This is a genomic window from Bradyrhizobium sp. 27S5 (assembly GCF_037217225.1).
Lineage (GTDB): Bacteria > Pseudomonadota > Alphaproteobacteria > Rhizobiales > Xanthobacteraceae > Bradyrhizobium > Bradyrhizobium septentrionale.
Window position 1 is genome coordinate 7,455,599 of the sequence record NZ_CP147714.1, and the last position, 23,611, is coordinate 7,479,209.

16 protein-coding genes, 1 tRNA gene and 1 pseudogene are annotated in these 23,611 nt (G+C 64.8%); 9 read left to right on the plus strand and 9 right to left on the minus strand.

Annotated features, from left to right (window positions below; genetic code table 11):
• Positions 1 to 900 precede the first annotated feature (900 nt).
• From WDM24_RS35165 to cpdR, 3 genes are all read right to left on the minus strand, one after another.
• Entirely contained in the window at positions 901 to 1,335 is a 435-nt protein-coding gene (locus WDM24_RS35165; protein ID WP_166298874.1) for a hypothetical protein, read from the minus strand.
• Positions 1,336 to 2,327: 992 nt separating this feature from the next.
• A tRNA-Val gene (locus tag WDM24_RS35170) sits at positions 2,328 to 2,402 on the minus strand.
• A gap of 79 nt (positions 2,403 to 2,481) precedes the next feature.
• On the minus strand, positions 2,482 to 2,841 hold the full coding sequence (gene cpdR, locus WDM24_RS35175; RefSeq protein WP_016843340.1) for a cell cycle two-component system response regulator CpdR: 360 nt from the start codon (positions 2,839 to 2,841) through the stop codon (positions 2,482 to 2,484).
• Between the two features lie 305 nt (positions 2,842 to 3,146).
• Here cpdR and WDM24_RS35180 point away from each other — a divergent pair, with 305 nt between their 5' ends.
• From WDM24_RS35180 to WDM24_RS35190, 3 genes and pseudogenes are all read left to right on the plus strand, one after another.
• The gene (locus WDM24_RS35180; protein WP_338692048.1) at positions 3,147 to 4,034 is read left to right on the plus strand and encodes an N-formylglutamate amidohydrolase; all 888 of its coding nucleotides are present in this window, start codon (positions 3,147 to 3,149) and stop codon (positions 4,032 to 4,034) included.
• Positions 4,035 to 4,602: 568 nt separating this feature from the next.
• Positions 4,603 to 5,382 carry a histidinol-phosphatase gene (gene hisN, locus WDM24_RS35185; RefSeq protein WP_338692049.1) on the plus strand — a complete coding sequence of 260 codons (780 nt, stop codon included), beginning with the start codon at positions 4,603 to 4,605 and terminating at the stop codon, positions 5,380 to 5,382.
• Between the two features lie 114 nt (positions 5,383 to 5,496).
• A pseudogene (locus WDM24_RS35190) lies at positions 5,497 to 6,460 on the plus strand (tripartite tricarboxylate transporter substrate binding protein).
• 8 nt (positions 6,461 to 6,468) lie between these two features.
• On the opposite strand, the gene WDM24_RS35195 reads toward WDM24_RS35190, so the two are convergent.
• Positions 6,469 to 7,362 carry a LysR family transcriptional regulator gene (locus WDM24_RS35195; protein WP_029077516.1) on the minus strand — a complete coding sequence of 298 codons (894 nt, stop codon included), beginning with the start codon at positions 7,360 to 7,362 and terminating at the stop codon, positions 6,469 to 6,471.
• A 92-nt stretch (positions 7,363 to 7,454) separates the two neighbouring features.
• Between WDM24_RS35195 and WDM24_RS35200 the strand changes: the two genes are divergently transcribed.
• Positions 7,455 to 8,207, plus strand: a complete 753-nt coding sequence (locus WDM24_RS35200) for a sulfite exporter TauE/SafE family protein (protein WP_166210421.1) — start codon at positions 7,455 to 7,457, stop codon at positions 8,205 to 8,207.
• A gap of 94 nt (positions 8,208 to 8,301) precedes the next feature.
• On the opposite strand, the gene WDM24_RS35205 is transcribed toward WDM24_RS35200, so the two are convergent.
• Entirely contained in the window at positions 8,302 to 8,937 is a 636-nt protein-coding gene (locus tag WDM24_RS35205; RefSeq protein ID WP_338692053.1) for a LysE family translocator, read from the minus strand.
• Positions 8,938 to 9,176: 239 nt separating this feature from the next.
• On the opposite strand from WDM24_RS35205, the gene WDM24_RS35210 reads away from it, so the two are divergent.
• A complete protein-coding gene (locus tag WDM24_RS35210) occupies positions 9,177 to 10,976 on the plus strand; it encodes an adenylate/guanylate cyclase domain-containing protein (RefSeq protein WP_029077519.1) in 1,800 nt (599 codons plus the stop codon).
• A gap of 60 nt (positions 10,977 to 11,036) precedes the next feature.
• Positions 11,037 to 11,696, plus strand: a complete 660-nt coding sequence (locus tag WDM24_RS35215; protein ID WP_338829023.1) for a hypothetical protein — start codon at positions 11,037 to 11,039, stop codon at positions 11,694 to 11,696.
• A 27-nt stretch (positions 11,697 to 11,723) separates the two neighbouring features.
• On the opposite strand, the gene WDM24_RS35220 is transcribed toward WDM24_RS35215, so the two are convergent.
• Positions 11,724 to 12,671 carry an alpha/beta hydrolase gene (locus WDM24_RS35220; RefSeq protein ID WP_338829024.1) on the minus strand — a complete coding sequence of 316 codons (948 nt, stop codon included), beginning with the start codon at positions 12,669 to 12,671 and terminating at the stop codon, positions 11,724 to 11,726.
• A 217-nt stretch (positions 12,672 to 12,888) separates the two neighbouring features.
• Between WDM24_RS35220 and WDM24_RS35225 the strand changes: the two genes are divergently transcribed.
• The gene (locus WDM24_RS35225) at positions 12,889 to 13,362 is read left to right on the plus strand and encodes an Hsp20 family protein (protein WP_338829025.1); all 474 of its coding nucleotides are present in this window, start codon (positions 12,889 to 12,891) and stop codon (positions 13,360 to 13,362) included.
• 82 nt (positions 13,363 to 13,444) lie between these two features.
• On the opposite strand, the gene WDM24_RS35230 is transcribed toward WDM24_RS35225, so the two are convergent.
• Positions 13,445 to 14,221: a hypothetical protein gene (locus tag WDM24_RS35230; RefSeq protein WP_338829026.1), complete on the minus strand. Its 777-nt coding sequence runs from the start codon at positions 14,219 to 14,221 to the stop codon at positions 13,445 to 13,447.
• A gap of 474 nt (positions 14,222 to 14,695) precedes the next feature.
• On the opposite strand from WDM24_RS35230, the gene gltB reads away from it, so the two are divergent.
• Positions 14,696 to 19,471: a glutamate synthase large subunit gene (gene gltB, locus WDM24_RS35235; protein WP_338829027.1), complete on the plus strand. Its 4,776-nt coding sequence runs from the start codon at positions 14,696 to 14,698 to the stop codon at positions 19,469 to 19,471.
• Positions 19,472 to 19,607: 136 nt separating this feature from the next.
• On the plus strand, positions 19,608 to 21,065 hold the full coding sequence (locus tag WDM24_RS35240) for a glutamate synthase subunit beta (protein ID WP_338829028.1): 1,458 nt from the start codon (positions 19,608 to 19,610) through the stop codon (positions 21,063 to 21,065).
• Between the two features lie 159 nt (positions 21,066 to 21,224).
• On the opposite strand, the gene WDM24_RS35245 is transcribed toward WDM24_RS35240, so the two are convergent.
• Together WDM24_RS35245 and WDM24_RS35250 are read right to left on the minus strand one after the other, a co-directional pair.
• Positions 21,225 to 21,668 carry a hypothetical protein gene (locus tag WDM24_RS35245; RefSeq protein WP_338829029.1) on the minus strand — a complete coding sequence of 148 codons (444 nt, stop codon included), beginning with the start codon at positions 21,666 to 21,668 and terminating at the stop codon, positions 21,225 to 21,227.
• A gap of 113 nt (positions 21,669 to 21,781) precedes the next feature.
• Positions 21,782 to 23,464, minus strand: a complete 1,683-nt coding sequence (locus WDM24_RS35250; RefSeq protein WP_338832505.1) for an outer membrane beta-barrel protein — start codon at positions 23,462 to 23,464, stop codon at positions 21,782 to 21,784.
• Between the last annotated feature and the right edge of the window lie 147 nt (positions 23,465 to 23,611).

Sequence of the window (23,611 nt, forward strand, 5' to 3'; positions counted from 1 at the left end):
CTTCCAGACCTCGAACTGCTCCGGCGCCGGATAGGGTCTGGTCGAGAAGAGCCGCGGCGGCGCCGGCGTGATGTCCCTGATGTCCCGGGGCTCGCGTGGCAGGGGAACCTGTTCCAGCAGCTTGGCTGCGCTCACCGGCCTGTTGTCGTCTTCTTGCATGTCATTTCGTCCCCCGTTGTCGCAACCGACGAACGTCGGCTCAACGGAGGTGCATTCCCAAGGTTGCGTCGCCGGCCTCGGACGGACCGGCGAATTTTCAGGCCGACGGAGAAGCGGGATTTTCTGGATGCGGGCATGTCATCCTGCTTACGATGGCCGCTCCTGATAGGGCCGATGCAGGTTCCTGCGGCACTCGTGCTCACACATGGCATTCATCATTGTCGCGATTGTATTGTCGCGTGGTTGCCGGATCCGGCTCGAGAACCCATCGCCGAGATCGCTCGAGTGATCTAGAGAACAATCTGCGCGAGAACCAGAGGAGCGGCAACGTGCATCGTGAAGAAATCCAAAATTGCTTTCGTGCGATGCGATCGGGCAACGCATCGTCGCGGCGTGTTCAGAAAATTTACGCGATCTTCGCGCTGAGACGAAACGCACGTAGCGGCCGAGAACAGACGTAAGCACGGTACATGACATATCGAGAATCCAGCGCACCGGATTCCCGTCGACCGCGACTGAAGACGTGTGCCTAATCATGTGGCAATCCACCGCGCGCGACGTGAATGCGATCCATGCGAACAGAACACGCGGGCTGCGCGGGCCGCACATGTTGTCGCAGGTTGCGGCATCCTCATATGAACGTCGAGATGACGAAGGTCATAGCGGCTCGTCACATTGCGCGGCGACCCCAGCCCTCATCATCGATGGCGGACACGACCTCTGCTCGGGCGTCGCCCCCGGCTATGCCTTGCTTTGCCCGATCTGGTCGAGCCACGCCGCAAAGCGCGGATGTTTCACGAACCTCAGTTTCACGACCGCCAATTCCTGCTGGAAGACAGGCAGGGAGAGCACCCTTTCGATATCGGGCTCCCTGATCTTCCAGATCCCCGGCGGAATGAAGCCATGGACCTTGAGTTCAAAGAGCTCGAAGATCGAGAAGATAACTTCATGCACGATCCGGCGCTCGTCCGGCGTCATCTCAATGCTGCCGGCGGCGCCCTCGTCATGGAACGCCGCCGTTGGCAGGCGGCGTCGCAGGTCGGAAATGCGGTCGGAATATCTGAGGAAGATATCGGCGCCGAGCCGCCGGTTGTTGGTGTGGAGCGCAGTGTAGATCGCCGTGATGCCGACGATGATGGTCCCGAGCGTCATGAATTTCAGGATGTGATCGAGCACTGCGATTTCTCCTCCGACCTTCCATGATCGCGCGAGAGGCCCTGAGCGACCTCAGGTTCCCGTCCCTTTATTACCGCAGTCGCAGCAATCGTCGAGATGCGGATCACTGAGTTGCCCGACGGCGCAAGCCCCAACAGCAAAAATATTTCGGTTTATCGGAACGATAATTTGATGTATGGTTCGCCCGTCTCACCCGATCGAGGGGCGCTTCGCGATCGTCACGAACGCGGTGTGGGATGCGGTGGACGCGGAGATCACGACGGACGAAGCGTGATTGATGCGGACGGTGAAGTCGTGTGGTCCTGACGCCCTAGCGGCCGGTGTCCCCTCGCAAAACGCGCAAGCGTTCTTACGAAGGCGGTGACAAACAAGCCCAGTCTCGCCGGGGAGAGCACGAAGTAAGCCGTAACCCATCGTGCAGGGAAAGCCGGATTGCTCCGGTTACACCTGTGGTCCTACCCCCGAGCTTTCACCCTTTGCTCGGGGCCCATGGGTGCGATCGGCACCCGGCTTTCCCTGCGCCCTCTGCGAGAGGAGGGCGGAACGAAATCCAAAGCTCGGACAAATCATGTCGCGAGAATGCGAAGCTGTGTCCCCACCCTCACTGTCATCGCCCGGCTCGACCGGGCGATCCAGTACGCCGCGGCCTCTCGGCTCAAGCACAACCGTCTCTGGAATACTGGATCACCCGCATGCGCGGGTGATGACACCGAGCTAGCTGTTTGACAGGTTGAATCGGAAGATCGTCGCCATTGCCGAAGCGTGGCTTGCCCAGCCGTAGCCTGCGGCGACAGTCCGTCTTCGCTTTCACGTTCGTTCAAGCTACGCCGGACACGCTTCGCTCTGACGGTCTCCGCGTGGCTGCGCCACGCGAAGCCCGAAGTAAGAAGATAATGAAGCGTGGCTTGCCGAGCCGTAGCTCGCGGCCAAAGGCCCGCCTACGCCCGTCGGGCTTCGGCGTGGCATCCTTCTCTCGCTTCGCGAGCGAAGGATGGTGGGTGCGACAGGGATCGAACCTGTGACCCCTACCATGTCAAGGTAGTGCTCTCCCGCTGAGCTACGCACCCAAAGCGCTGTTTGGATCGGGACCCTATAACGGACCGCGGCGGGGCAGGCAAGGACGCAAAGTGAAGCTTTTTTGGCGAATCAGGCCGCCAGCAACTTGTTCACTTCGCTGACCAATTCCCTGAGGTGCACGGGCTTGGCCAGCACCTTGGCGTTTTTCGGCGCCTCCGAATCGGAATTGAGGGCCACCGCGGCGAAGCCCGTGATGAACATGATCTTGATGTCGGGATCGAGTTCCGAGGCGCGGCGCGCCAGCTCGATGCCGTCCATCTCGGGCATCACGATGTCGGTGAGCAGCATTTCGAACGGCTCCTCGCGCAGCCGCTGGTAGGCCGACATGCCGTTGTCGTGCGGCGAGACCTTGAAACCCGCGTTTTCGAGCGCCTTGACCAGGAAGCGGCGCATATCGGTGTCGTCTTCGGCGAGGAGAATTTTCGGCATGACTGGAATCGTCGAATCCGGCTTGGAGGATCTGTCCGAACAGTAGGCACGACAGACGGTAAATTTCGGGTGAAATTTGCGGCCGGCCTGAGGCGGCAAGCACCACCTATTTGTGGACCGAACCCCGCAGCGAAGCAACCTTGGTTGGCATTTCCTGCTTTTAAGACCCGTTCCAGCGGAAACCATACTCTTTTCACTTGGCAGAATGATCGCGATTACCGACAATGCCCGCCCATAAATCTCCGCTTTTCCGGCAGAATCAATTCTTGCGGGGCGAGGCGGACGCAAGGGACGGCGCCAAGGGAATGAGCGAATTTGCTGGCGAGTTGTCGCCCCCGTTCGAGATCGTTGAGCCGCAGGCCTGGCGCGCGCCGATCATCTTCAATTCTCCGCATTCGGGTTCGGTCTACCCCACCGAATTCCTCGAAGCCTCGCGCATCGATCTGACCTCGCTGCGCCGCTCCGAAGATTCCTTCATGGACGAGTTGATCGCGGGCGTGAGCGACCGCGGCTTTCCGATCGTCCGGGTCAACTTCCCGCGCTCCTATGTCGACGTGAACCGCGAGCCCTATGAGCTCGACCCGCGCATGTTCACCGGACGACTGCCGAGCTTTGCCAACACGCGCTCGATGCGGGTGGCCGGCGGGCTGGGCACCATTCCCCGGGTGGTCGGCGACGGCCAGGAGATCTACCGCGAGCGGCTCGACGTCGACGAGGCGCTGCGACGGATCGAGGTGCTCTACAAGCCCTATCACCGCGCGCTGCGCCGGCTGATCAACAAGGCGCACCAGGCATTCGGCGCCGTGATCGTGGTCGACTGCCATTCGATGCCGTCGGTCGGGGTGTCGCGCGACGAGCCGCGCCGGCCCGACGTCGTGATCGGCGACCGCTACGGCACGAGCTGCGCGCCGCTATTGCCCGACCTGGTCGAGGAGATGATGAGCTCGCTCGGCTATTCGATCGGCCGCAACAAGCCCTATGCCGGCGGCTTCATCACCGAGCATTACGGCAACCCGGCGAGCGGCCTGCACACCGTGCAGATCGAGCTCAACCGCGCCGTCTATATGGATGAGCGCCACCGCGAGCGCGGGCCACGCTTCGCCCAGGTCGCGGCCGACTTCGCGACCTTGGCGGATGCGCTCGCGAAAATTCCGTTCGGGGATCTCGGCCCGTTCCAGGCGGCGGCGGAGTAGACAAGTCTCGGACGGGCACTGCGGTGCCCGTCGAAGTCATGAACAGAGAATCCATTTCGCGACGGGAGCCGAGCGCCGAACTGGATTCCAGGTTCACGCGTGGAGATGTCGGCCCAAGAAAAAAGGGCCGCTTGAATGAACAAGCGGCCCAAGTCTAGGGAGGAAACGCCCAAGGAGGGCAGCGATAGCGCGAGGCGCTACCGCACCGCAACAATATGCGGCCGCGCTGCACAAAACGCAAGAACTTTCGAAACATTTCCTCTGCAATGTTGGTAAATCTGGCGAAACTGCAACAGCCGCACGCCCTGAGTTTTGTTATTTAGATTCAATGGCTTATGACAAAAATCTGGAACGTTCAGCGCCCCGCGCATAGCTTGTATACCAGGACTCGCAACTTCGTGATCCGCCGCCAAGCCCAGGAGACTTTCGAATCCGAGGCCAAACGAAAGTGGGGAACCCCGTCATCAAGCCGGGATAACACTCCGTTAACCGTGCGCGCCGCGCCGGATTGAGCTAGGCAGATCGCATCCGATTTCTACCGCGTCGTTTGCGCATTCAGGGACATGCCGTGACGGTCATCGACTTCACCGCCTTCATCGGCCGCCTCGCGACCGCATCCGGCGAAACCATCCTTCCGTTCTTCCGGACCTCGCTCTCGGTCGACAACAAGAGCTCGAACGATTTCGATCCGGTCACCGAGGCGGACCGGGCCGCGGAAGCCGTGATGCGGCGGCTGATCAAGGCGAACTTCCCCCAGCACGGCATCGTCGGCGAGGAATTCGGCAATGAGCGCGAGGACGCCGACTATGTCTGGGTGCTCGATCCGATCGACGGCACCAAATCCTTCATCGCCGGCTTTCCGATCTGGGGCACGCTGATCGCCCTGCTGCACAAAGGTACGCCGGTATTCGGGATGATGCACCAGCCCTATATCGGCGAGCGCTTCTCCGGCGACAGCGGCTCGGCGCATTATTCCGGGCCGTCGGGCCAGCGGCGGCTCTCGGTGCGGCGCTGTACCGCGCTGAAGGAGGCGACCGTCTTCACCACGAGCCCGCTGCTGATGAATCCGGATGATCGCGCCCGCTTCGGCCGCGTCGAGAATGCGGCGCGCCTGTCGCGCTACGGTGGCGACTGCTACTCCTATTGCATGCTCGCGGCCGGCCATCTCGACCTCGTGGTCGAGACCGAGCTGAAGCCCTACGACATTGCCGGCCTGATCCCGATCGTCACCGGGGCCGGCGGCATCGTCACCACCTGGGACGGCAAGCCGGCGCAAAGCGGCGGCCGCATCATCGCAGCCGGCGATCCGCGCGTGCACGAAGCGGCGATGAAGCTGCTCAACGCCTGATTTCCTGGCCTGATCTTTTGGCGTGATCTCTTGGCCTGATTTCTTGAGTTGCCGCGCGATTGATCTGCGCCCATCCTGACGGCAACGAGAAAAGTCAGGGATGGATGGGCGCACATGACGATTTGCGGCAGGTTGCTGGCGACCCTTCTGCTTCTCGCGCCCGGCGCAGCCTCGGCCCAGGATTTTCCGGCCAAACCTATCCGGCTGATCGTGCCGTTCCCGCCCGGCGGGCCGAACGACATCATCGCGCGCGTGATCGGGCAGAAGATGTCGGAGCTGGTGAGGCAGCCGATCATCGTCGACAATCGCGCCGGCCAGGGCGGCGTGCTCGGCACCGACGCGGTCGCGAAGGCTGCGCCCGATGGCTACACGGTCGCGATCGCGAGCGCCGGTGCGCTCGCCATCAGCCCGAGCATGGAAAAGGTCGCCTACGACACGCTGAAGGATCTCGCGCCGGTGACGCTGGTCGCGACCGTGCCGGAGATGCTGGTGGTCGCCACCAATGTACCGGCGAACAACATGAGCGAACTGGTCGCGCTCGCCAAGGCGCAGCCGGGCAGGCTCAACTTCGCCTCCTCCGGCCCCGGCAGCCTGCCGCATCTGGCCTGCGAATTGTTCAAGCTGACGGCGAAGATCGACATCGTGCCTGCCCTATCGCGGCGCGGCGCCCGCGGTGAACGATCTGCTCGGTCAGCAGGTGCAGATGACTTTCCTCGACCTGCCGGTCATCCTGCCGCAGATCAAGGCGGGCGCGCTGCGCCCAATCGCGCTCGGCGGGCGCGAGCGCGCCCCGACCGCGCCCGACGTGCCGACCACGGCGGAAGCCGGCATGCCCGACCTCGTCATCGAGAACTGGTACGGCATGGCCGTGCCCGCCGGAACGCCGCCGGCGATCGTCGCGAAACTGAACAGCGTCGCCACCGCGGCGATGGCCGATCCGACGGTGAAGCAAAAGCTCGCCGAGCAAGGCCTGACGCTGGTCGGCGACACGCCGGACCATTTCCGCGACTTCGTCGCCGCCGACATCAGGAAATGGGCCAAGGTGATCCAGGATGCCGGCGTCGTGACGACGAAATGAGCGTGCCGTCAGCGCTGGGCTTCGGCCCGTAAATATTCCACGAGCTGCTTGGCCGCCCGCGGCAGCGCCTTGAAGCTGCGGGCGCAGATCGTCAGCCGGCGGTTGGCCCAGGCGTCGCGGATCCGGATCGTTGTGATCGGCATCGACGCTGCGCAGCGCCGCGCCGCGGTTTCCGGGATCACGGCGATGCCGACGTCGGCAGCGACCATCTGGCAGATGGCGTCGAAGCCGCGCAGCCGGGCGCGAAAGCGCAGCCGCGCGCCGAGCTTGGCCGCGTGGCGGGAAATATGGACCTGCAGCGCCGACGTCGCGGTAAGCCCGACGAAATCGCGGCCAACCACTTCCTGGAAATCGATCTGGCGACGGCCGCCGAGATCGCTGCGCCGCGACGCCACCAGCATCAGGCGATCCTCGCTGAACAGGAAACGCTCGACGCTGTCGGGCAGCGCGTGTTCCGCGGCGAAGCCGAGATCGGCGGCGCCGCTGGCGATCGCGGTCGCGATATCGGTGCTCTCGCGCTCCTCGACATCGACGCTGATGTCGGGATATTCGTGCAGGAAGGCGGCCAGCGCCCGCGGCAGGTGCTCCGACAGGCCCGAGGTGTTGGCGAGCAGCAGCACGTTGGCGCGGACGCCGCTGGCATAGGCGGCAAGATCGCTCTGCAACGCCTCGACATTGTGGATCACGATGCGGGCGTGGCCGAGCAGGCTCTCGCCCGCCGCCGTCAGTTCGACGCCGCGGCGGCCGCGCTTGAGCAGCGCGACGCCGAGCGCCTCCTCGAGGCCCTTGATTCGCTCGCTTGCCGAGGCTAGCGCCATGTTCGCGCGCGCCGCGCCCTGGGTGATGCTGCGCGCATCGGAAACCGCGATGAACAATTGCAAGTCGATCAGGTCGAACCGCATGATTTTTCCCGCCCCATACCTTCGCCTCGTCCGAAGGCTAACTCCGTAACCTCCAGATTGTGCCGATCGGATCGATCGGTCAATGTGCCGCTATGGTCGACCATCTCCTGATCTTCATCGCCTTCGCCTTCCTGCTCGCCGGCTTCGTCAAGGGTACGCTCGGCCTCGGTCTGCCGACGGTCGCGATGGGGCTGCTCGCAACCACGATGCCGCCGGGCCAGGCGATCGCGATCGTGATCGTGCCGGCGATCGTCACCAATATCTGGCAGACCTTCGTCGGCCCCTATCTGCGCGACATCATCAAGCGGCTGTGGCCGCTGATGCTCGGCACCGTGGTCGGGATCTGGATCAATGCCGGGCTGTTGACCGGGCCTTACGCGGCCTACGGCACCGTCGTGCTGGGCGTGCTGCTGGTGATCTACGCGATCGTTGGCCTGAGCCGGTTCAACTTCAAGGTTGCGCGCCGCAACGAGAAATGGATCGGCGGCATCGTCGGCGTCATCACCGGGCTGATCTCGGCCGCAACCGGAGTTCAGGTCATCCCCTCGATGCCGTTCATGCAGGCGATCGGCATGGAGAAGGACGAGCTGGTGCAGGCGCTCGGCGTCTTCTTCACCACCGCAACGATCGCGCTCGCCTTCAACCTCACGGCCTCGGGCCTGCTGACGGCGGCCACCGCACTGCCGGGCGCGGTCGCGATGGTCGCATCATTCACCGGCATGTTCATCGGCCAGGCCGTCCGCACACGGATGCAGCCGGACGTCTTCCGCCGCTGGTTCCTGATCGCGATGATCCTGCTCGGCATCTATCTCGCCGGCAGCGCGCTGCTCAAGATCCACGGCTAGGGCATGATCCGGAAAAGTGCGAAGCGGTCCGAAAAGATCATGCCCAAACTAAAGGGCTGAAGCGCGAGGACGATTCACCCCAATCTCATCGCGCTTAGCGCGCCTCCAGCATGGCGACGCGGACGCCGAGATAGATGAAGAGCGCGCCGAGCGAGCGGTTGATCCAGGCGATCACGCCGGCGGATTGCCTGATACGGCCGGCGGCCCTCGCCGCAAAGGCGGCGAGGCCGAAGCACCACAGCGTGCCGCCGGTGATGAAGATCAGCCCGAGCACCAGGAAGGCCAGCGTCTTGCGCGGCGCGTCCGCCGCCACAAACTGCGGCAGGAAGGCCAGGAAGAACAGCGCCACCTTGGGATTGAGGATGTTGGTGAGCGCCCCCTGCCAGAACACAAGCGAGATCGAGGTCTCACCGCCCTGCCCGGTGATCTCCGCGATCGGCTTGGCGCGCGACAGCAGCATCTGCAGGCCGGTCAGCACCAGATAGGCCGCGCCGATCAGCTTGACGGCCAGGAAGGCGGTCGACGACGCCATCAGCAGCGCCGACAGCCCAATCGCCGCCCCCAGCACATGGACCAGGCAGCCGCAGCTGATACCGATCGCCGCAGCGGCGCCGCCACGCCACCCCAGCTGAATCGTGCGCCCGATGATATAAGCGGTATCCGGCCCCGGCGTGATGTTGAGCAGCAGGCCGGACAGGACGAAAAGCCAAAGTTCGTGAATTCCCAGCATGTCAGCGCAATTAACCTATGTAAGTAACGGCCGGATAAGGATGGTCAGCCGACCGGCGCCATCCCGGCGACACACGAATTCAGTAGACAAACGGACTGTACGATCCGTTGGTCGCATGCCAATTCCTGCTACTATGCATTATAGGTGCCTGCAAACCGAGCTTCCGCCGAACCCGGCCTGTCTTGTAAGTATCGGATTCGGTCACCTCGGCTGAGTGGCCATTCCAGGGCACAGGAAATATGGAAAGACGGCTCGCTGCCATTCTTTGCGCCGACATTACCGGCTATTCCCGCATGATGGGCGCCGACGAGGCGGGGACGCATGCCTCGTTCAAGGCGCACCGCAGCGCGATCTACCCGATCATTCTCAACCATGGCGGCCGCATCGTCAAAAACACCGGCGACGGCTTCCTGCTGGAATTCCCGAGCATCATCGGCGCCATCGAGGCTGCCGTCGCCATGCAGACCATGATGGCCGAGCGCAACGAGCATCTGCCGGCCGACCGCGCCATGCATTTCCGGATGGGCGTCCACATGGGCGACGTCATGGCCGACGAGGACGAGGTGTTCGGCGACGACGTCAACATTGCCGTCCGTCTCGAGACGGTCGCAGCGCCCGGTGGCATCGCGGTATCGGACAAGGCCCGCACCGAAGCGGGGCGGCGGCTTGCCGTCATCCTGGCGGACGCCGGCCCGCACCGCTTCAAGAACATCGCCGAACCGATCCATGTCTGGACCTGGGCGCCGGCCGGATCCGATCTGCAGGAGAAGACCCCGGACGACGGCCCGCATCTGCCGGGGCAATACCGGACCGCAATCGTCGGCGTGCTGCCGTTCGACAATCTCAGCGGCGGCGCCGACGAGTATTTCTCCGACGGCCTGACCGAGGATCTGATCCACGCGCTGTCGCTGCAATCCTTCTATCGCGTGCTGAGCCGCAACTCGACCTTCGCCTACAAGGGCAAAAGCGTCTCGACCCGCCTGATCGCGCGCGAGATCGACGCGACCTATCTGATCCAGGGTTCGGTGCGCCGCGCCGGCAACAAGATCCGCGTCTCCGCCGAACTGATCGCGCCCGAGAAGGGCGAGCAGCTGTGGACCGGCCGCTATGATCGCGACATGGGCGACCTGTTCGCGATGCAGGACGAGATCACCGCCAACCTCTCCGCCGCGGTGGCCCAGGAGATCTACCGTGCCGAGGCCTCGGCACCGGCGCGCTCGCCGAACGCCGAACTGACGGCGTGGGATCGCTTCCTGAAGGGCCTGTCGCACTACTATCACCAGACCAAGGACGACTGCGACACCGCGATCGCGCTGTTCAAGGAGGCGATCGAGCTCGACCCCGCGCTGTCGATCGCGCGCGCCTATCTGGCGCTGATCCAGATCCAGAGCATCCAGTTCGGCTGGATCCCGAGCACGCGCGAATTGTGGGCCTCGTCGGTCAGCCTGGCCGAGAGCAGCGTCCGGCTCGACCCGCGCTCCTCGTTTGCGTTTTCGCTGCTGGCCTATCTGCATGCGATGCAGGGCCACTACGAAGCCGCGATGGACGCCATCAAGCGCGCGATCGAGCTCAACCCCTACGACATGGGCGCGCGCGGCGTGCTCGGAATCTGCCACATGGTGATCGGCGACCACCGCAAGGCGGTCGACCTGTTCTCGACGGCGGTCCAGCGCGGCAACAGCGACCCGCGCTACCAATGGGCCGGGCTGAACGCGTTCAGCCATTATCTGCTCGGACAATATGACGCGTCGCTGTCGTGGTCGCGCGAGGGGCTGTATCTCAACCCGAACCATCTGCAGTGCCTTGCGGTGCGCACCGCGGCGCTCGCCCAGCTTGGCCGCGCCGACGAGGCCGCGCAGGCGGCAGAGGCGCTGCTCGCCAGTCATCCCGATCTGACGGTCGAACGTCATTTGCGGAATTTCCACTGGAAGAACCCGGCCGACATCGCGCATTACCGCGATGGCCTCTTGAAAGCCGGCCTGCCCTTCGGCAAACTCGTTCTGGTTGCATCTACGCCGAAATTCGCCGCTGAATCCTGAGCGAGTTCATCCGCTGGTAATGGATGCTTTTTAGGCTGAAGCTTTTCAGGATGTGGTTTGATGTCCGATATGCCTGCAAGCGAGGCCGCTGCCCCGCAGGTTTCCCCCAATAATCCCTGCCCGTTCCTGCGCGCACTCGTCGCCGGCAACTATGTCGGCGGTCATGTCGTGCCGCTGCCCGAACTGACCGGCACGATCGGCCGCGCCACCGGCAAGACGGGCCTGGCGGGTGCCGACGCAAAGGCGAAGATCTTCATGGTCGCGCAGATGGCCAACGGCATCGGCCCGTTCAGCCAGTTGCGCAGCCTGACCCAGGGCGCGATCCTCGACGAGCTGCGCAACGGCCCGCTCGACAAGCACGGCGCGGGCTCACGCATCCTCGACCAGCATGCGGTGGTGCATGACGACGAGATCGCCCGGCTTGCTACCTTCGGCAAGGACTATCCGAATCCTGACGGTGGCACCGAACGCGGGCTGTCGGCGTCCGACATCAAGACCTTCATGGCCGCGAACTTCCAGCGCGCCAAGGACGAGCATCCGCCGTCCTACGCGATCCTGCACGGCTACTATCCGCTCCTGATGCTCGGCGAGTGGCCGGTGCTGCTCGACATCATGGGCAAGGGCGACGGCAACGACCGCTATCTCAGCGTCGCCGAGGTCAGGACGCTGTTCGTCGAACGGCGCTTTCCGGACCGCATCGTCGCGTTGCTCAACGGCTGAGCCACAGGCCTTCCGCAAACAGATGGATCACTTGAACAGCGGCGTGCCCGGCACGAAGGCGTCGAACGCCGCCCAGAATTGCGCGCGATAGCGATCCTGCTCCTGCAGGATCTCGTGCTTGGAGCCGGCGATCACGAGATGCGAGCCGGCGCGCAAATGATAGGCGAACTCCTCGATCGCCGCTGTCGACACCACCTCGTCATTGCTCGCCGCCAGCATCAGGATCGGCTGACGGATTTCGGACGGATACGACATGCCGCGGAAGGTGCGCATCGCCTTGAACGCGGTGTCGGCCCAGGCAATAGTCGGCGCCGCGATCCCGAGCGTCGGGTCTTCCTCCAGGATCGCCGCGTTGCGGGCGTGGCGCACCAGATCGCTGGTCACGGGATTGCCGATGAACGGCGCGAGGCCGACCAGTTCGCCGCCGCCGCCCGGAATGTAGCGGCCGCCCTGCCCGGCCAGGCGCATGATCCGGAGCAGCGCGCTCGGAAAGAACGACACGCGGCGCCGCGGCAGGTCGATCATCGGCGCCGACAGCACCATGCGGTCGAACCAGCGCTTGCCGGCATGCGCAAGCCGCAGCATCACCGCGCCGCCCATCGAATGCGCCAGCGCGAAATAGGGCGGCGGGCAATCCGGCAGCACCACCTGCTGCACGAAGGTCTCGACGTCGACCTCGTAATCGGCGAAGTCGCGCACATAACCCTTGCGCGGATCGCGCAGCCGCCGCGACGAGTGGCCCTGCCCGCGCCAGTCGATCGTCGCCACCGCAAAGCCGCGGTCGCGCAAATCGCGCACGGTCTCGAAATATTTTTCGATCATCTCGCCGCGCCCGCCGAACACGCAGACCGTGCCCTTGCGGCCGGGCGGCGGCGCCCAGCGCGCAAAGCGCAACTCGGCCCCGTCGGGGGTCTTGATGGTGCCACTGACCACGTCGTCCGGAACCGGATTGGCAGGAATCGAGACGAGCGTCATGCGGGGAACCGGTAGGTGGGACGGAGTGGAGATCAAGGGCGCGGGCGTCAAAAGCGACGCTGTTTCCGTCCCTTGAACGCGACGTAACCCCTCCCATATCACCTCAGTGCAGGCCGCTACCAGTGTTTCGGAACCGGAACATCAGGCTGCACACATCTAAGCCCGGCCCGATGGCGGGCGGGTAACTGAAACAGTCGCTCACTGGAGGACTAGCTCTATGCGTACCTACGACCTCACTCCGTTCTATCGTTCCACCGTCGGCTTCGACCGCCTCTTCAACCTGCTCGATCAGGTGACCTCGGACGGCAGCCCCGGCTACCCCCCCTACAACATCGAGCGCACCGGCGAGAATGCTTACCGGATCAGCGTAGCGGTCTCCGGCTTCTCGCAGGCCGAGCTTTCGATCGTCGCGAAGGAGAACACGCTGACGATCAAGGGCGAGAAAACCGCCAACGAGAACTCCGGCAACACCTCGGAAGTGCTCTATCGCGGCATCGCCTCCCGCGCCTTCGAGCGCGTCTTCCAGCTTGCCGACTTCGTGCAGGTGAAGAACGCCTCGCTCGAGAACGGCCTGCTCCACGTCGATCTCGTCCGCGAGATTCCCGAGGCCAAGAAGCCCCGCAGCATTCCGATCGGCGGCAGCGAGAAGGCTCCGCAGGTCGTTGACGGCTCGGCGAAGGTCGCGGCCTAAGCAACACGTCCCGCGTCAGCAGATATTGGCTGCACGCGAAAACGCCCCGGGAAACCGGGGCGTTTTTTGTTGCTGGTAACCGTCACTCCAACCCCTGCACCTTCGGCATGTCCTGTGTCGGCAGGATCGCGGGCGCGGGCGGAGGCGGAGCGGCCTGGCCGACGGTGGGAGCTTCGGCACGCTGAACGGCAGGCGCCGCCGCCTCGGCCGGCTTCGGCGCTGCAGCGGCCTGCTGGGCAGGCTCAGGCGCCGCCGCCTGGGTGGGCGCGGGCTGCGGGACCGCGGCCGGGACAGCCGCTTGGGCCGCCGGAGCCGGAGTATCCGCGGGAACCTGCGCCTTGGCCGCGAGCGGACTGCGCTTCGGCACCGGCACGCGGCTCGCGACATGCGGAATCGGAGCCGGCGGCCGCGGCACCCGGGCCTGGATCGGCCGCGGCATCGGGCCGACCGGACCATAGGCGGCGCTCAGCTCCTCGTCGTAATTGTCGCCGAGCCGATAGGCCGGCGTGAAGCGGAGGATGTGCCCGTCGCGGGCATCGATCACCAGCCGGCCGTCGTCGCCGCCCTGATCGATCACCGAGATCGTGTAGACGAAACCCCGCTGCCGGGGGGCGCCGAGCGGCAGATAGCCGTTCTCGCGGAGCACGGTGTAGACCTCGACCGGCGGCAGCAGGCTCGGGACACGGCCGAAGCGCGGCGGCGGCGGAACCTCGGGCATGGCGGCATAGGGCCCGCCCATGTCGGATACCTTGATCAAAACCGGGCTGCCGATCCGGGCCGATGTCGCCAGCTGGGCTTGGGCCGAGAGTGCGCTGAGCGCGAGCACGGCGGCTGCAACCGAACCTGTGAACAACTTCATCGCCGTTACTCCTGTCTTGCCCGCGCCCTGTGGAGCTTCCTGCTCTCTGGCCGGCTTGCCCGGAGTAAAATTTCAGTTTCAAATCCGGCGGTCCTTGGTCGCTCCTTGGGCCAGATCACGGCGTGTTTGCTTCGAATCAGGGGCGCGGCGGGCCGGCCGAGCCGTTCGTTCCAAGCATGCGGGCGAGGACTTCCTCGCGCTTGTGTGATAGACAAAAATTTGGCAAGGTCGAAGTTAGGACAGCAAGACTGTCTCAAATTCGAGGCCATTCCGGCATAGGGATTGCAACGAAACCTCGGCGCCCCGGGCTCCGAGAATGCTGCAGGCAGGGCCGTTCCGCAGGGGACGTTGAAACGCCCGACGTCTGAATTTAGGAAAATGCGGCTCGCGGCGGACGAGCGGTGGCCCGGTGGGTGCCGCAACGTCCAAGGTGCGCCAAATACGGTGAGGCCCCTGACGCAAGGGAGAGGACACATGAGCGGGTCGGAATTCGAGCGCGAAATCATCGTGGCAGGTACGCTGTCGGCGACCGCGGACTCGAAAGCCGCTGACGCCGCGCATGACGCCTCATATGATGCGTCTTATGGGCCGCACACTCCCGAGCTGCACACCTGGCGTCCGCAAGCCGAAGGCCTTTACGACCTCAGCCTGGAAAAGGATTCCTGCGGCGTCGGCTTCATCGCCAACATCAAGGGCCAGAAGTCGCATCAGATCGTCTCTGATGCGCTGAGCATCCTGTGCAACCTCGAGCATCGCGGCGCCGTCGGCGCCGACCCGCGCGCCGGCGACGGCGCCGGCATTCTTGTGCAGATCCCGCACGCCTTCTTCGCGCGCAAGGCCGCGGAGTTCGGCTTCAAGCTGCCGCAGCCCGGCGAATACGCCATCGGCGCGCTGTTCATGCCGCGCGATGCCGCGTGGCGGAACGTGATCAAGAGCATCATCGCCGACGAGATCAAGAACGAGGGCTTCAAGCTGCTCGGCTGGCGCGATGTACCGTCTGACAACTCGTCGCTCGGCGTCACCGTGAAGCCGACCGAGCCCTATCACATGCAGGTCTTCATCGGCCGCAACGGTGCCGCCAAGACCGAGGACGATTTCGAGCGCCGGCTCTATATCCTGCGCAAGTCGATTTCGCAGGCGATCTATCAGCGCCGCGACCGCGGCATGGCGGGCTATTACCCGTGCTCGCTGTCGTGCCGCACCGTGATCTACAAGGGCATGTTCCTGGCCGACCAGCTCGGCAAGTACTATCCCGACCTGCACGAAGCCGATTTCGACAGCGCGCTGGCCCTGGTGCATCAGCGCTTCTCGACCAACACCTTCCCGACCTGGTCGCTGGCGCATCCGTACCGGATGATCGCCCATAACGGCGAGATCAACACGCTGCGCGGCAACGTCAACTGGATGGCCGCGCGGCAGGCTTCGGTGCATTCCGAAGCCTACGGCAAGGACATCAGCCGTCTCTGGCCGATCTCCTATGAAGGCCAGAGCGACACCGCCTGCTTCGACAACGCGCTCGAATTCCTGGTGCAGGGCGGTTACTCGCTGCCTCACGCCGTGATGATGATGATTCCGGAAGCGTGGGCCGGCAATCCGTTGATGGATGAGCAGCGCCGCGCCTTCTACGAATATCATGCCGCGCTGATGGAGCCGTGGGACGGCCCGGCCGCGATCGCCTTCACCGACGGCCGCAAGATCGGCGCCACGCTCGACCGCAATGGCCTGCGCCCGGCGCGCTACCTCGTCACCAAGGACGACCGCATCGTGATGGCGTCCGAAATGGGCGTGCTGAAGATTCCGGAGGACCAGATCGTCACCAAGTGGCGGCTGCAGCCCGGCAAGATGCTGCTCGTCGACCTCGAGCAGGGCCGCCTGATTCCCGACGACGAGATCAAGGCCGACCTCGCCAAGAGCCACCCCTACAGCGACTGGCTGCATCGCACCCAGATCCAGCTCGAGGAGCTGCCGGATGCGGCGGCCAAGGGCGTGCGCTCCAACCTGCCGCTGCTCGACCGCCAGCAGGCGTTCGGCTACAGCCAGGAAGACATCACGATCCTGATGACGCCGATGGCGGCCACCGGCGAGGAAGCCGCCGGCTCGATGGGCAACGACACGCCGATCTCGGCGCTCTCGGACAAGCCCAAGCAGCTGTTCACCTACTTCAAGCAGAACTTCGCGCAGGTCACCAACCCGCCGATCGACCCGATCCGCGAGGAGCTCGTGATGAGCCTCGTCTCGATCATCGGGCCGCGGCCGAACCTGTTCGACCTGCAGGGCCTGGCCTCGACCAAGCGCCTCGAAGTGCGCCAGCCGATCCTGACCGACGCCGACCTCGAGAAGATCCGCTCGATCTCCGACGTCGCCGAGACCCATTTCAAGTCGCGCACGCTGGACACCACCTTCCACGCCGGCTTCGGCGCGGCGGGCATGGAGCAGGTGCTCGACGAGCTCTGCGCACGCGCCGAGGGCGCGGTGCGCGAGGGCATCAACATCATCATCCTGTCGGACCGCATGACCGGCACCGACCGGATTCCGATCCCGTCGCTGTTGGCCTGCGCCGCCGTGCATCATCATCTGATCCGCACCGGCCTGCGCACCTCGGTCGGCCTCGTCGTGGAGTCGGGTGAGCCGCGCGAAGTGCATCACTTCGCCTGCCTCGCCGGCTACGGCGCCGAAGCGATCAACCCCTATCTCGCGTTCGAGACCATCCTCGCAATGAAGGACCGGCTGCCCGCAGCGCTCGACGACTATGAGATCGTCAAGCGCTACATCAAGTCGATCGGCAAGGGCCTGCTCAAGGTGATGTCCAAGATGGGCATCTCGACCTACCAGTCCTATTGCGGCGCGCAGATCTTCGACGCGGTCGGCCTCAAGGCGGACTTCGTCGCCAAGTATTTTGCCGGCACCCATACAAGGATCGAGGGCGTCGGCCTCGCGGAGATCGCGGAAGAGACAGTGCGTCGTCACGACGACGCGTTCGGTGACGGCCAGATCTACAAGAGCGCGCTCGATGTCGGCGGCGAATATGCCTACCGCACCCGCGGCGAGGACCATGCCTGGACCGCGGAATCGGTCTCGACGCTGCAGCATGCCGTGCGCGGCAACTCGCTGGAGCGCTACCGGGCGTTTGCCAAGATCCTCAACGAGCAGTCCGAGCGACTGCTGACGCTGCGCGGCCTGTTCCGGATCAAGAGCGCCGAGGACGACAAGCGCAAGCCGGTCAAGCTCGAGGACGTCGAGCCGGCCAAGGACATCGTCAAGCGGTTCTCGACCGGCGCGATGTCGTTCGGCTCGATCTCGCGCGAGGCGCACACCACGCTGGCGATCGCGATGAACCGGATCGGCGGCAAGTCGAACACCGGCGAAGGCGGCGAGGAATCCGACCGCTTCAAGCCGCTGCCCAACGGCGACAGCATGCGCTCGGCGATCAAGCAAGTCGCCTCGGGCCGGTTCGGCGTGACGACGGAATATCTCGTCAACTCCGACATGATGCAGATCAAGATGGCGCAGGGTGCCAAGCCCGGCGAAGGCGGCCAGCTGCCCGGCCACAAGGTCGACGCGACGATCGCGCGCGTACGGCATTCGACGCCGGGCGTCGGCCTGATCTCGCCGCCGCCGCATCACGACATCTACTCGATCGAAGATCTCGCCCAGCTGATCTACGACCTCAAGAACGTCAATCCTGACGGCCAGGTCTCGGTCAAGCTGGTGTCGGAAGTCGGCGTCGGCACGGTTGCCGCCGGCGTCGCCAAGGCGCGTGCCGACCATGTGACCATCGCTGGCTTCGAGGGCGGCACCGGTGCCTCGCCCTTGACCTCGATCAAGCATGCCGGCTCGCCGTGGGAGATCGGTCTCGCCGAGACCCATCAGACGCTGGTGCGCCAGCGGCTGCGCAGCCGCATCGCGGTCCAGGTCGACGGCGGCTTCCGCACCGGCCGTGACGTCGTGATCGGCGCGCTGCTCGGCGCCGACGAGTTCGGCTTCGCCACCGCGCCCCTGATCGCGGCGGGCTGCATCATGATGCGCAAGTGTCACCTCAACACCTGCCCGGTCGGCGTCGCGACCCAGGATCCGGTGCTGCGCAAGCGCTTCACCGGCCAGCCCGAGCACGTCATCAACTACTTCTTCTTCGTCGCCGAGGAAGTCCGCGAGATCATGGCGCAGCTCGGCTACAAGACGTTCGACGACATGGTCGGCCAGGTCCAGATGCTGGACCAGACCGCTTTGGTCTCGCACTGGAAGGCCAAGGGCCTCGATTTCTCCAAGCTGTTCGTGCGGCAGCAGGAGGAGAAGGGCCAGACGATCTATCACTCGGAAACCCAGAACCACCATCTGGACGCCGTGCTCGACCGCCGGCTGATCGACAAGGCGCAGGCCGCGCTCGATCGCGGCGCGCCGGTCAGGATCGAGGAAGAGATCAACAACACCGACCGTTCCGCCGGCGCGATGCTGTCGGGCGCGGTGGCCAAGATCTACGGCCATGCCGGCCTGCCGCTCGACAGCATCCATGTCAGCCTGAAGGGCACCGCGGGACAGGCATTCGGCGCCTGGCTCGCCAAGGGCGTCACCTTCGATCTCGAGGGTGAAGGCAACGACTATGTCGGCAAGGGCCTCTCGGGCGGGCGCATCATCGTCAAGCCGCCGAAGATCTCCGGTATCGTGCCGGAAGAATCGATCATCGTCGGCAACACCGTGATGTACGGCGCGATCGCGGGTGAGTGCTATTTCCGCGGCATCGCCGGCGAGCGTTTTGCCGTGCGTAACTCCGGCGCAGTCGCGGTCGTCGAAGGCGCCGGCGATCACTGCTGCGAATACATGACCGGCGGCATCGTGGTGGTGCTCGGCAAGACCGGGCGCAACTTCGCGGCCGGCATGTCCGGCGGCATCGCCTATGTGCTCGATGAGGCCGGCGACTTCGCCAAGCTCTGCAACCTGTCGATGGTCGAGCTCGAGCCGGTGCTGTCGGAGGAGCTGATCAACGCCGGCACCTACCACCACTCCGGCGATCTCGAGGCGCATGGCCGGGTCGACGTGTTCCAGAACCTGCTCGACTCCGATGTGGAGCGGCTGCATGTCCTGATCACGCGTCACGCCAAGCTGACCGGCTCGAAGAAGGCGGCCGAGATCCTCGCCGACTGGAAGACCTGGCTGCCGAAATTCCGCAAGGTGATGCCGGTGGAGTACCGCCGCGCGCTCAAGGAAATGAAGGCGAACGCCGACGCCGAGCCGAAAATCGCGATCGGCGCGTAGTATCACCAGGCGTCATTCCGGGGCGCGCGAAGCGCGAACCCGGAATCTCGCCAACCGACTTCGAAACCTCCGGGTCTGCGCCTCGCGGCGCAGCCGGAATGACGGAACAACTGAGATGCAGGGGCATCGGGTTTCAATGGGTAAGATCACAGGTTTTCTCGAGATCGAGCGGCATGACCGCAAGTACGAGCCGGTCGCCGAGCGGCTCAAGAACTTCAACGAGTTCGTCATTCCGCTGAGCGAGAAGGACACCCGCGACCAGGCCGCGCGCTGCATGAATTGCGGCATCCCCTATTGCCACGGCACCGGCTCGACCGCGCCGGGCACGCCGGGCTGCCCGGTCAACAACCAGATCCCCGATTTCAACGACCTCGTCTATCAGGGCAACTGGGAAGAGGCCTCGCGCAACCTGCACTCGACCAACAATTTCCCCGAGTTCACCGGCCGGATCTGCCCGGCGCCGTGCGAGGCGTCCTGCACGCTCAACATCGACGACAACCCGGTCACCATCAAGACGATCGAATGCGCGATCGTCGACCGCGCCTGGGACAATGGCTGGGTGAAGCCGGAGATCGCGGCCAGCAAGACCGGCAAGAAGGTCGCCGTGATCGGCTCCGGCCCCGCCGGCATGGCCTGCGCGCAGCAGCTCGCGCGCGCCGGCCACGAGGTGCATCTTTACGAGAAGTTCGCCAAGGCCGGCGGCCTGCTGCGCTATGGCATTCCCGACTTCAAGATGGAGAAGAACGTCATCGACCGCCGCGTGGCGCAGATGGAAGCCGAGGGCGTCACCTTCCACTACGGCAAGGCGGTGGGTGGCTCGACGCCCGGCGCGATCGATCCGCAGGAACTCGCCAAGCAGTATGACGCGGTGGCGCTGACCGGCGGCGCGGAAGCCCCGCGCGACCTGCCGATCCCCGGCCGTGATCTCGCCGGCATCCACTTCGCGATGGACTTCCTGCCGCAGCAGAACCGCCGCGTCTCGGGCGAGCGGCTGGACGGCACCGCCGACATCCTCGCCGGCGGCAAGCATGTCGTCGTGATCGGCGGCGGCGACACCGGTTCGGACTGCATCGGCACCTCGTTCCGTCAGGGTGCCAAGTCGGTGACCCAGCTCGAGATCATGCCGGCGCCGCCCGAGCACGAGAACAAGGGCGTGACCTGGCCGAACTGGCCGCTGAAGATGCGGACGTCGTCGAGCCAGGCCGAGGGCGCGGTGCGCGAATACGCCGTGCTGACGACGAAGTTCGAAGGCAAGGACGGCAAGGTCAGCAAGCTGCACTGCGTCAAGGTCGACGACAAGTTCAAGCCGCTGCCCGGCACCGAGTTCACGCTCGACGCCGAGCTCGTGCTGCTGGCGATGGGCTTTGTCCATCCGGTGCACGAGGGCCTGCTCAAGACGCTCGGCGTCGAGCTCGACCAGCGCGGCAACGTCCGCGCGTCCTTGCACGACTACCAGACCTCGCGCGCCAAGATCTTCTCCGCCGGCGACATGCGCCGCGGCCAGTCGCTGGTGGTCTGGGCGATCCGCGAAGGCCGCCAGTGCGCGCGGTCGATCGACGGCTTCCTGATGGGGAAGACGGACCTGCCGGGGTAAGGGCCTCGGCGATTGCCTCAAATTGTTGCCACACACTGAACTGTCATCGCCCGCGAAAGCGGGCGATCCAGTATTCCAGAGACGTCAGAGCTTGAACGGACTGGCCGCGGCGTACTGGATGCCCGCATGCGCGGGCATGACGACCGATAGGTGATGTAGCTACAGCGAACTCCCCGTCACGCATTCCCGCATTGTCATACCCATCACGTTGACGTTCCGGCACACTGCACCGGAGCCCGGGATTTCCGGATTATCGCAATCGTTGTGGCACACCCGCATTCCGTTCTCGGTGTGCCAACCGACCGACGGGTCCCGCGAGTCGCGATTGTAAACGGTCGCGGGCCGCTCACTGCGCTTCAGCGTGTGGGACATGAAGCGGTATCCGAAACCACGCATGCAGTCCTTGAAGGCCTCGGGAATATAGCCCTGATCCGGTTCGCCCAGTCGCTGGTTGCAGGCGCTCACGGCGGCCATGCCGACGGCATTCGGCCGCTTGTGTCCGTGCGGTCTGATGGTGTCGTACCACCTGACCGTGAGTTGATCGGCGTGGGCTTGAACGGCGGCGCTCATCAGCAATGCGGCGACGATGACGATGCGTTTCATGTGACTCTCCAGCTCTGCAGAGAGTGGTGGGTCCCAGCGCGCGCCTCGTTCAAGGCCGACGGATTACAAGTTGGCAATAACGCGGCGACGACATCCTATCCGGGCAGAAGACGTTAGTTCTGCACCCGCACGCCGAGCATCACGACCGTCGATGCCGAGCTCTGCCCCGCCAGGTTCGAATCCAGCCAGTCGCGGCGCAGGGTGCCCTTGATCCAGAGGCTGCGGGTCATCTTGTAGATCAGGTCGCCGGACACCGAGTAGATGGTGTCGTTGCGGTTGTCGCCCTGGTAGTCGAGCGTGCCGTAGGTGAACTTGCCGATCCCGGTCAGCCAGCGACGGAAGTCGTGGTCGACCTCGACGGTGTAGGTGCGCGACAGCACGCCCGAGGTGCCGGGCAGCGTGGTCTCGCCGAGCTGGGTGTCGGAATAGAATTTGGCCGTGGTCAGCGGCGTCGCATTCCAGGTCAGCGAGGCCGTGGTGAGCAGGCCTTCGAGTGGGCTAAGCCGCGGGTCGACATAGTCGCGCCTGGCATAGCCAATCGAGACCTCGCCGAACAGCAGCCGGGTGAACTCGAACGACGTACCGACCTTGGCATAACCGCCCGACGAATTGCGCGCGTAGCCGGAGCGGTCGAGATAGAGGTCGTGGAAGCGGCTGTCGCCCTCCACCTCGACGAACGCCTTCACGGCCGGATTGAGCTCATAGCTGACGCGGCCGACGCCGCCATATTGCGTGAAATTGCGGTCGTCGTTCGACGACGAGGTGCCGTCGGTGAGCTTGGACCATTGGTAATCGGTACGGTCGACGGTGGCACCGAGCGAGACCTGCAGGCGGTTGAAATGCTGGTCGATGCCGAAGGTGCCGCCGACCGTGGTGTAGATCGGATACTTGGCGAGGCCAGCCTGCACGTTCGGGCTGCCGGGATTGTCGGTCGAGACCAGCAGGCGGGCCTGCCCCAACAAATGCGTGTCTCTGGAGACGTCGAGACGGCCGTCGATATGGCCGGTGAAATTCGGACGGTCGACATCGAGCGGCGCCGACAGCGGCGTGCCGTCGGCGTTCGGCGTCAGCTGGGAGCCGTAGCCGGTGAAGGAGCCGCGCAAATCGGCGACGATCGCATGACGCTCCCAATCCGACACCGCGAGGAATTCCGGCGCGACCATGTAGAACGCCCTGCCCTGCGGCGAATTGAGACGGCCGGGATTGGTGTCATAGCCGGCCATCACCTCGACCGCAGTTTTGACCATGAACGAGCCGGCGTAGTCGCCGACCGCGCCGAACGGATCGTCGTCGATCTTGAGCCGCCTGCGCGGCGGCTGGCCGACGATGGTGCCGGCCATCGCCGGCGGCAGCGGCGGCTTGCTGGCGGTTTCCGACGGCGGGATCGACAGCCGCAACTGACCGCTCGCGCTCAGCGGCGGCGGTGTAGGCACCGGCGAGCCGGGTCCCGGCGGCGGCTTCGGCTTGGCCTGGCCCGGATAATATTTCGGCTTCAGGCGTTTGCGGTTGAGCGAGTCATAGCCCGAGGTCGCGGCGCCGTTCGCAGCCGGCAGACCGTAGGTCGGGACCTGCCCGATCCGCTGTGACGTCGACGTCGATGAGGAAGACGAACGCCGGTCACGATCGGCATCCGGCAGCCTCAAGCCATTGAGCGGATCGAGCGCCTCGGCCGTGGTCCGGCGCAGCGGCGAATCCGGTGTGATCACCTGGCTCTGGCGGCTCGGGCTGAACAAATCCGGCGTCACGGTCTGGGCCTCGGCGAGCCCGCCGCTAGCGGTCAGCGCAAGGCATGGCAAAACCACGCGAACGAGGCGTCCGCGCCGATTTGGGCCGCTTGCTGGCCGCCGCCACACGATGGAAATACCCCAACGAATTCATGCACTTGACGTACGCACTCCGCCGGGCGGCGGAAAACGTCCTTAATGGAGTTAAAACAATTATGG

Excerpts from the sequence above, each read along its gene's own strand:
- cpdR (WP_016843340.1), bottom strand. The coding sequence starts at position 2,841 with ATGCCGAAAATTCTCCTCGCCGAAGACGACACCGATATGCGCCGCTTC.
- WDM24_RS35180 (WP_338692048.1), top strand. The coding sequence starts at position 3,147 with ATGAGCGAATTTGCTGGCGAGTTGTCGCCCCCGTTCGAGATCGTTGAG.
- WDM24_RS35195 (WP_029077516.1), bottom strand. The coding sequence starts at position 7,362 with ATGCGGTTCGACCTGATCGACTTGCAATTGTTCATCGCGGTTTCCGAT.
- WDM24_RS35200 (WP_166210421.1), top strand. The coding sequence starts at position 7,455 with ATGGTCGACCATCTCCTGATCTTCATCGCCTTCGCCTTCCTGCTCGCC.
- WDM24_RS35205 (WP_338692053.1), bottom strand. The coding sequence starts at position 8,937 with ATGCTGGGAATTCACGAACTTTGGCTTTTCGTCCTGTCCGGCCTGCTG.
- WDM24_RS35210 (WP_029077519.1), top strand. The coding sequence starts at position 9,177 with ATGGAAAGACGGCTCGCTGCCATTCTTTGCGCCGACATTACCGGCTAT.
- WDM24_RS35215 (WP_338829023.1), top strand. The coding sequence starts at position 11,037 with ATGTCCGATATGCCTGCAAGCGAGGCCGCTGCCCCGCAGGTTTCCCCC.
- WDM24_RS35220 (WP_338829024.1), bottom strand. The coding sequence starts at position 12,671 with ATGACGCTCGTCTCGATTCCTGCCAATCCGGTTCCGGACGACGTGGTC.
- WDM24_RS35225 (WP_338829025.1), top strand. The coding sequence starts at position 12,889 with ATGCGTACCTACGACCTCACTCCGTTCTATCGTTCCACCGTCGGCTTC.
- WDM24_RS35230 (WP_338829026.1), bottom strand. The coding sequence starts at position 14,221 with ATGAAGTTGTTCACAGGTTCGGTTGCAGCCGCCGTGCTCGCGCTCAGC.
- gltB (WP_338829027.1), top strand. The coding sequence starts at position 14,696 with ATGAGCGGGTCGGAATTCGAGCGCGAAATCATCGTGGCAGGTACGCTG.
- WDM24_RS35240 (WP_338829028.1), top strand. The coding sequence starts at position 19,608 with ATGGGTAAGATCACAGGTTTTCTCGAGATCGAGCGGCATGACCGCAAG.
- WDM24_RS35245 (WP_338829029.1), bottom strand. The coding sequence starts at position 21,668 with ATGAAACGCATCGTCATCGTCGCCGCATTGCTGATGAGCGCCGCCGTT.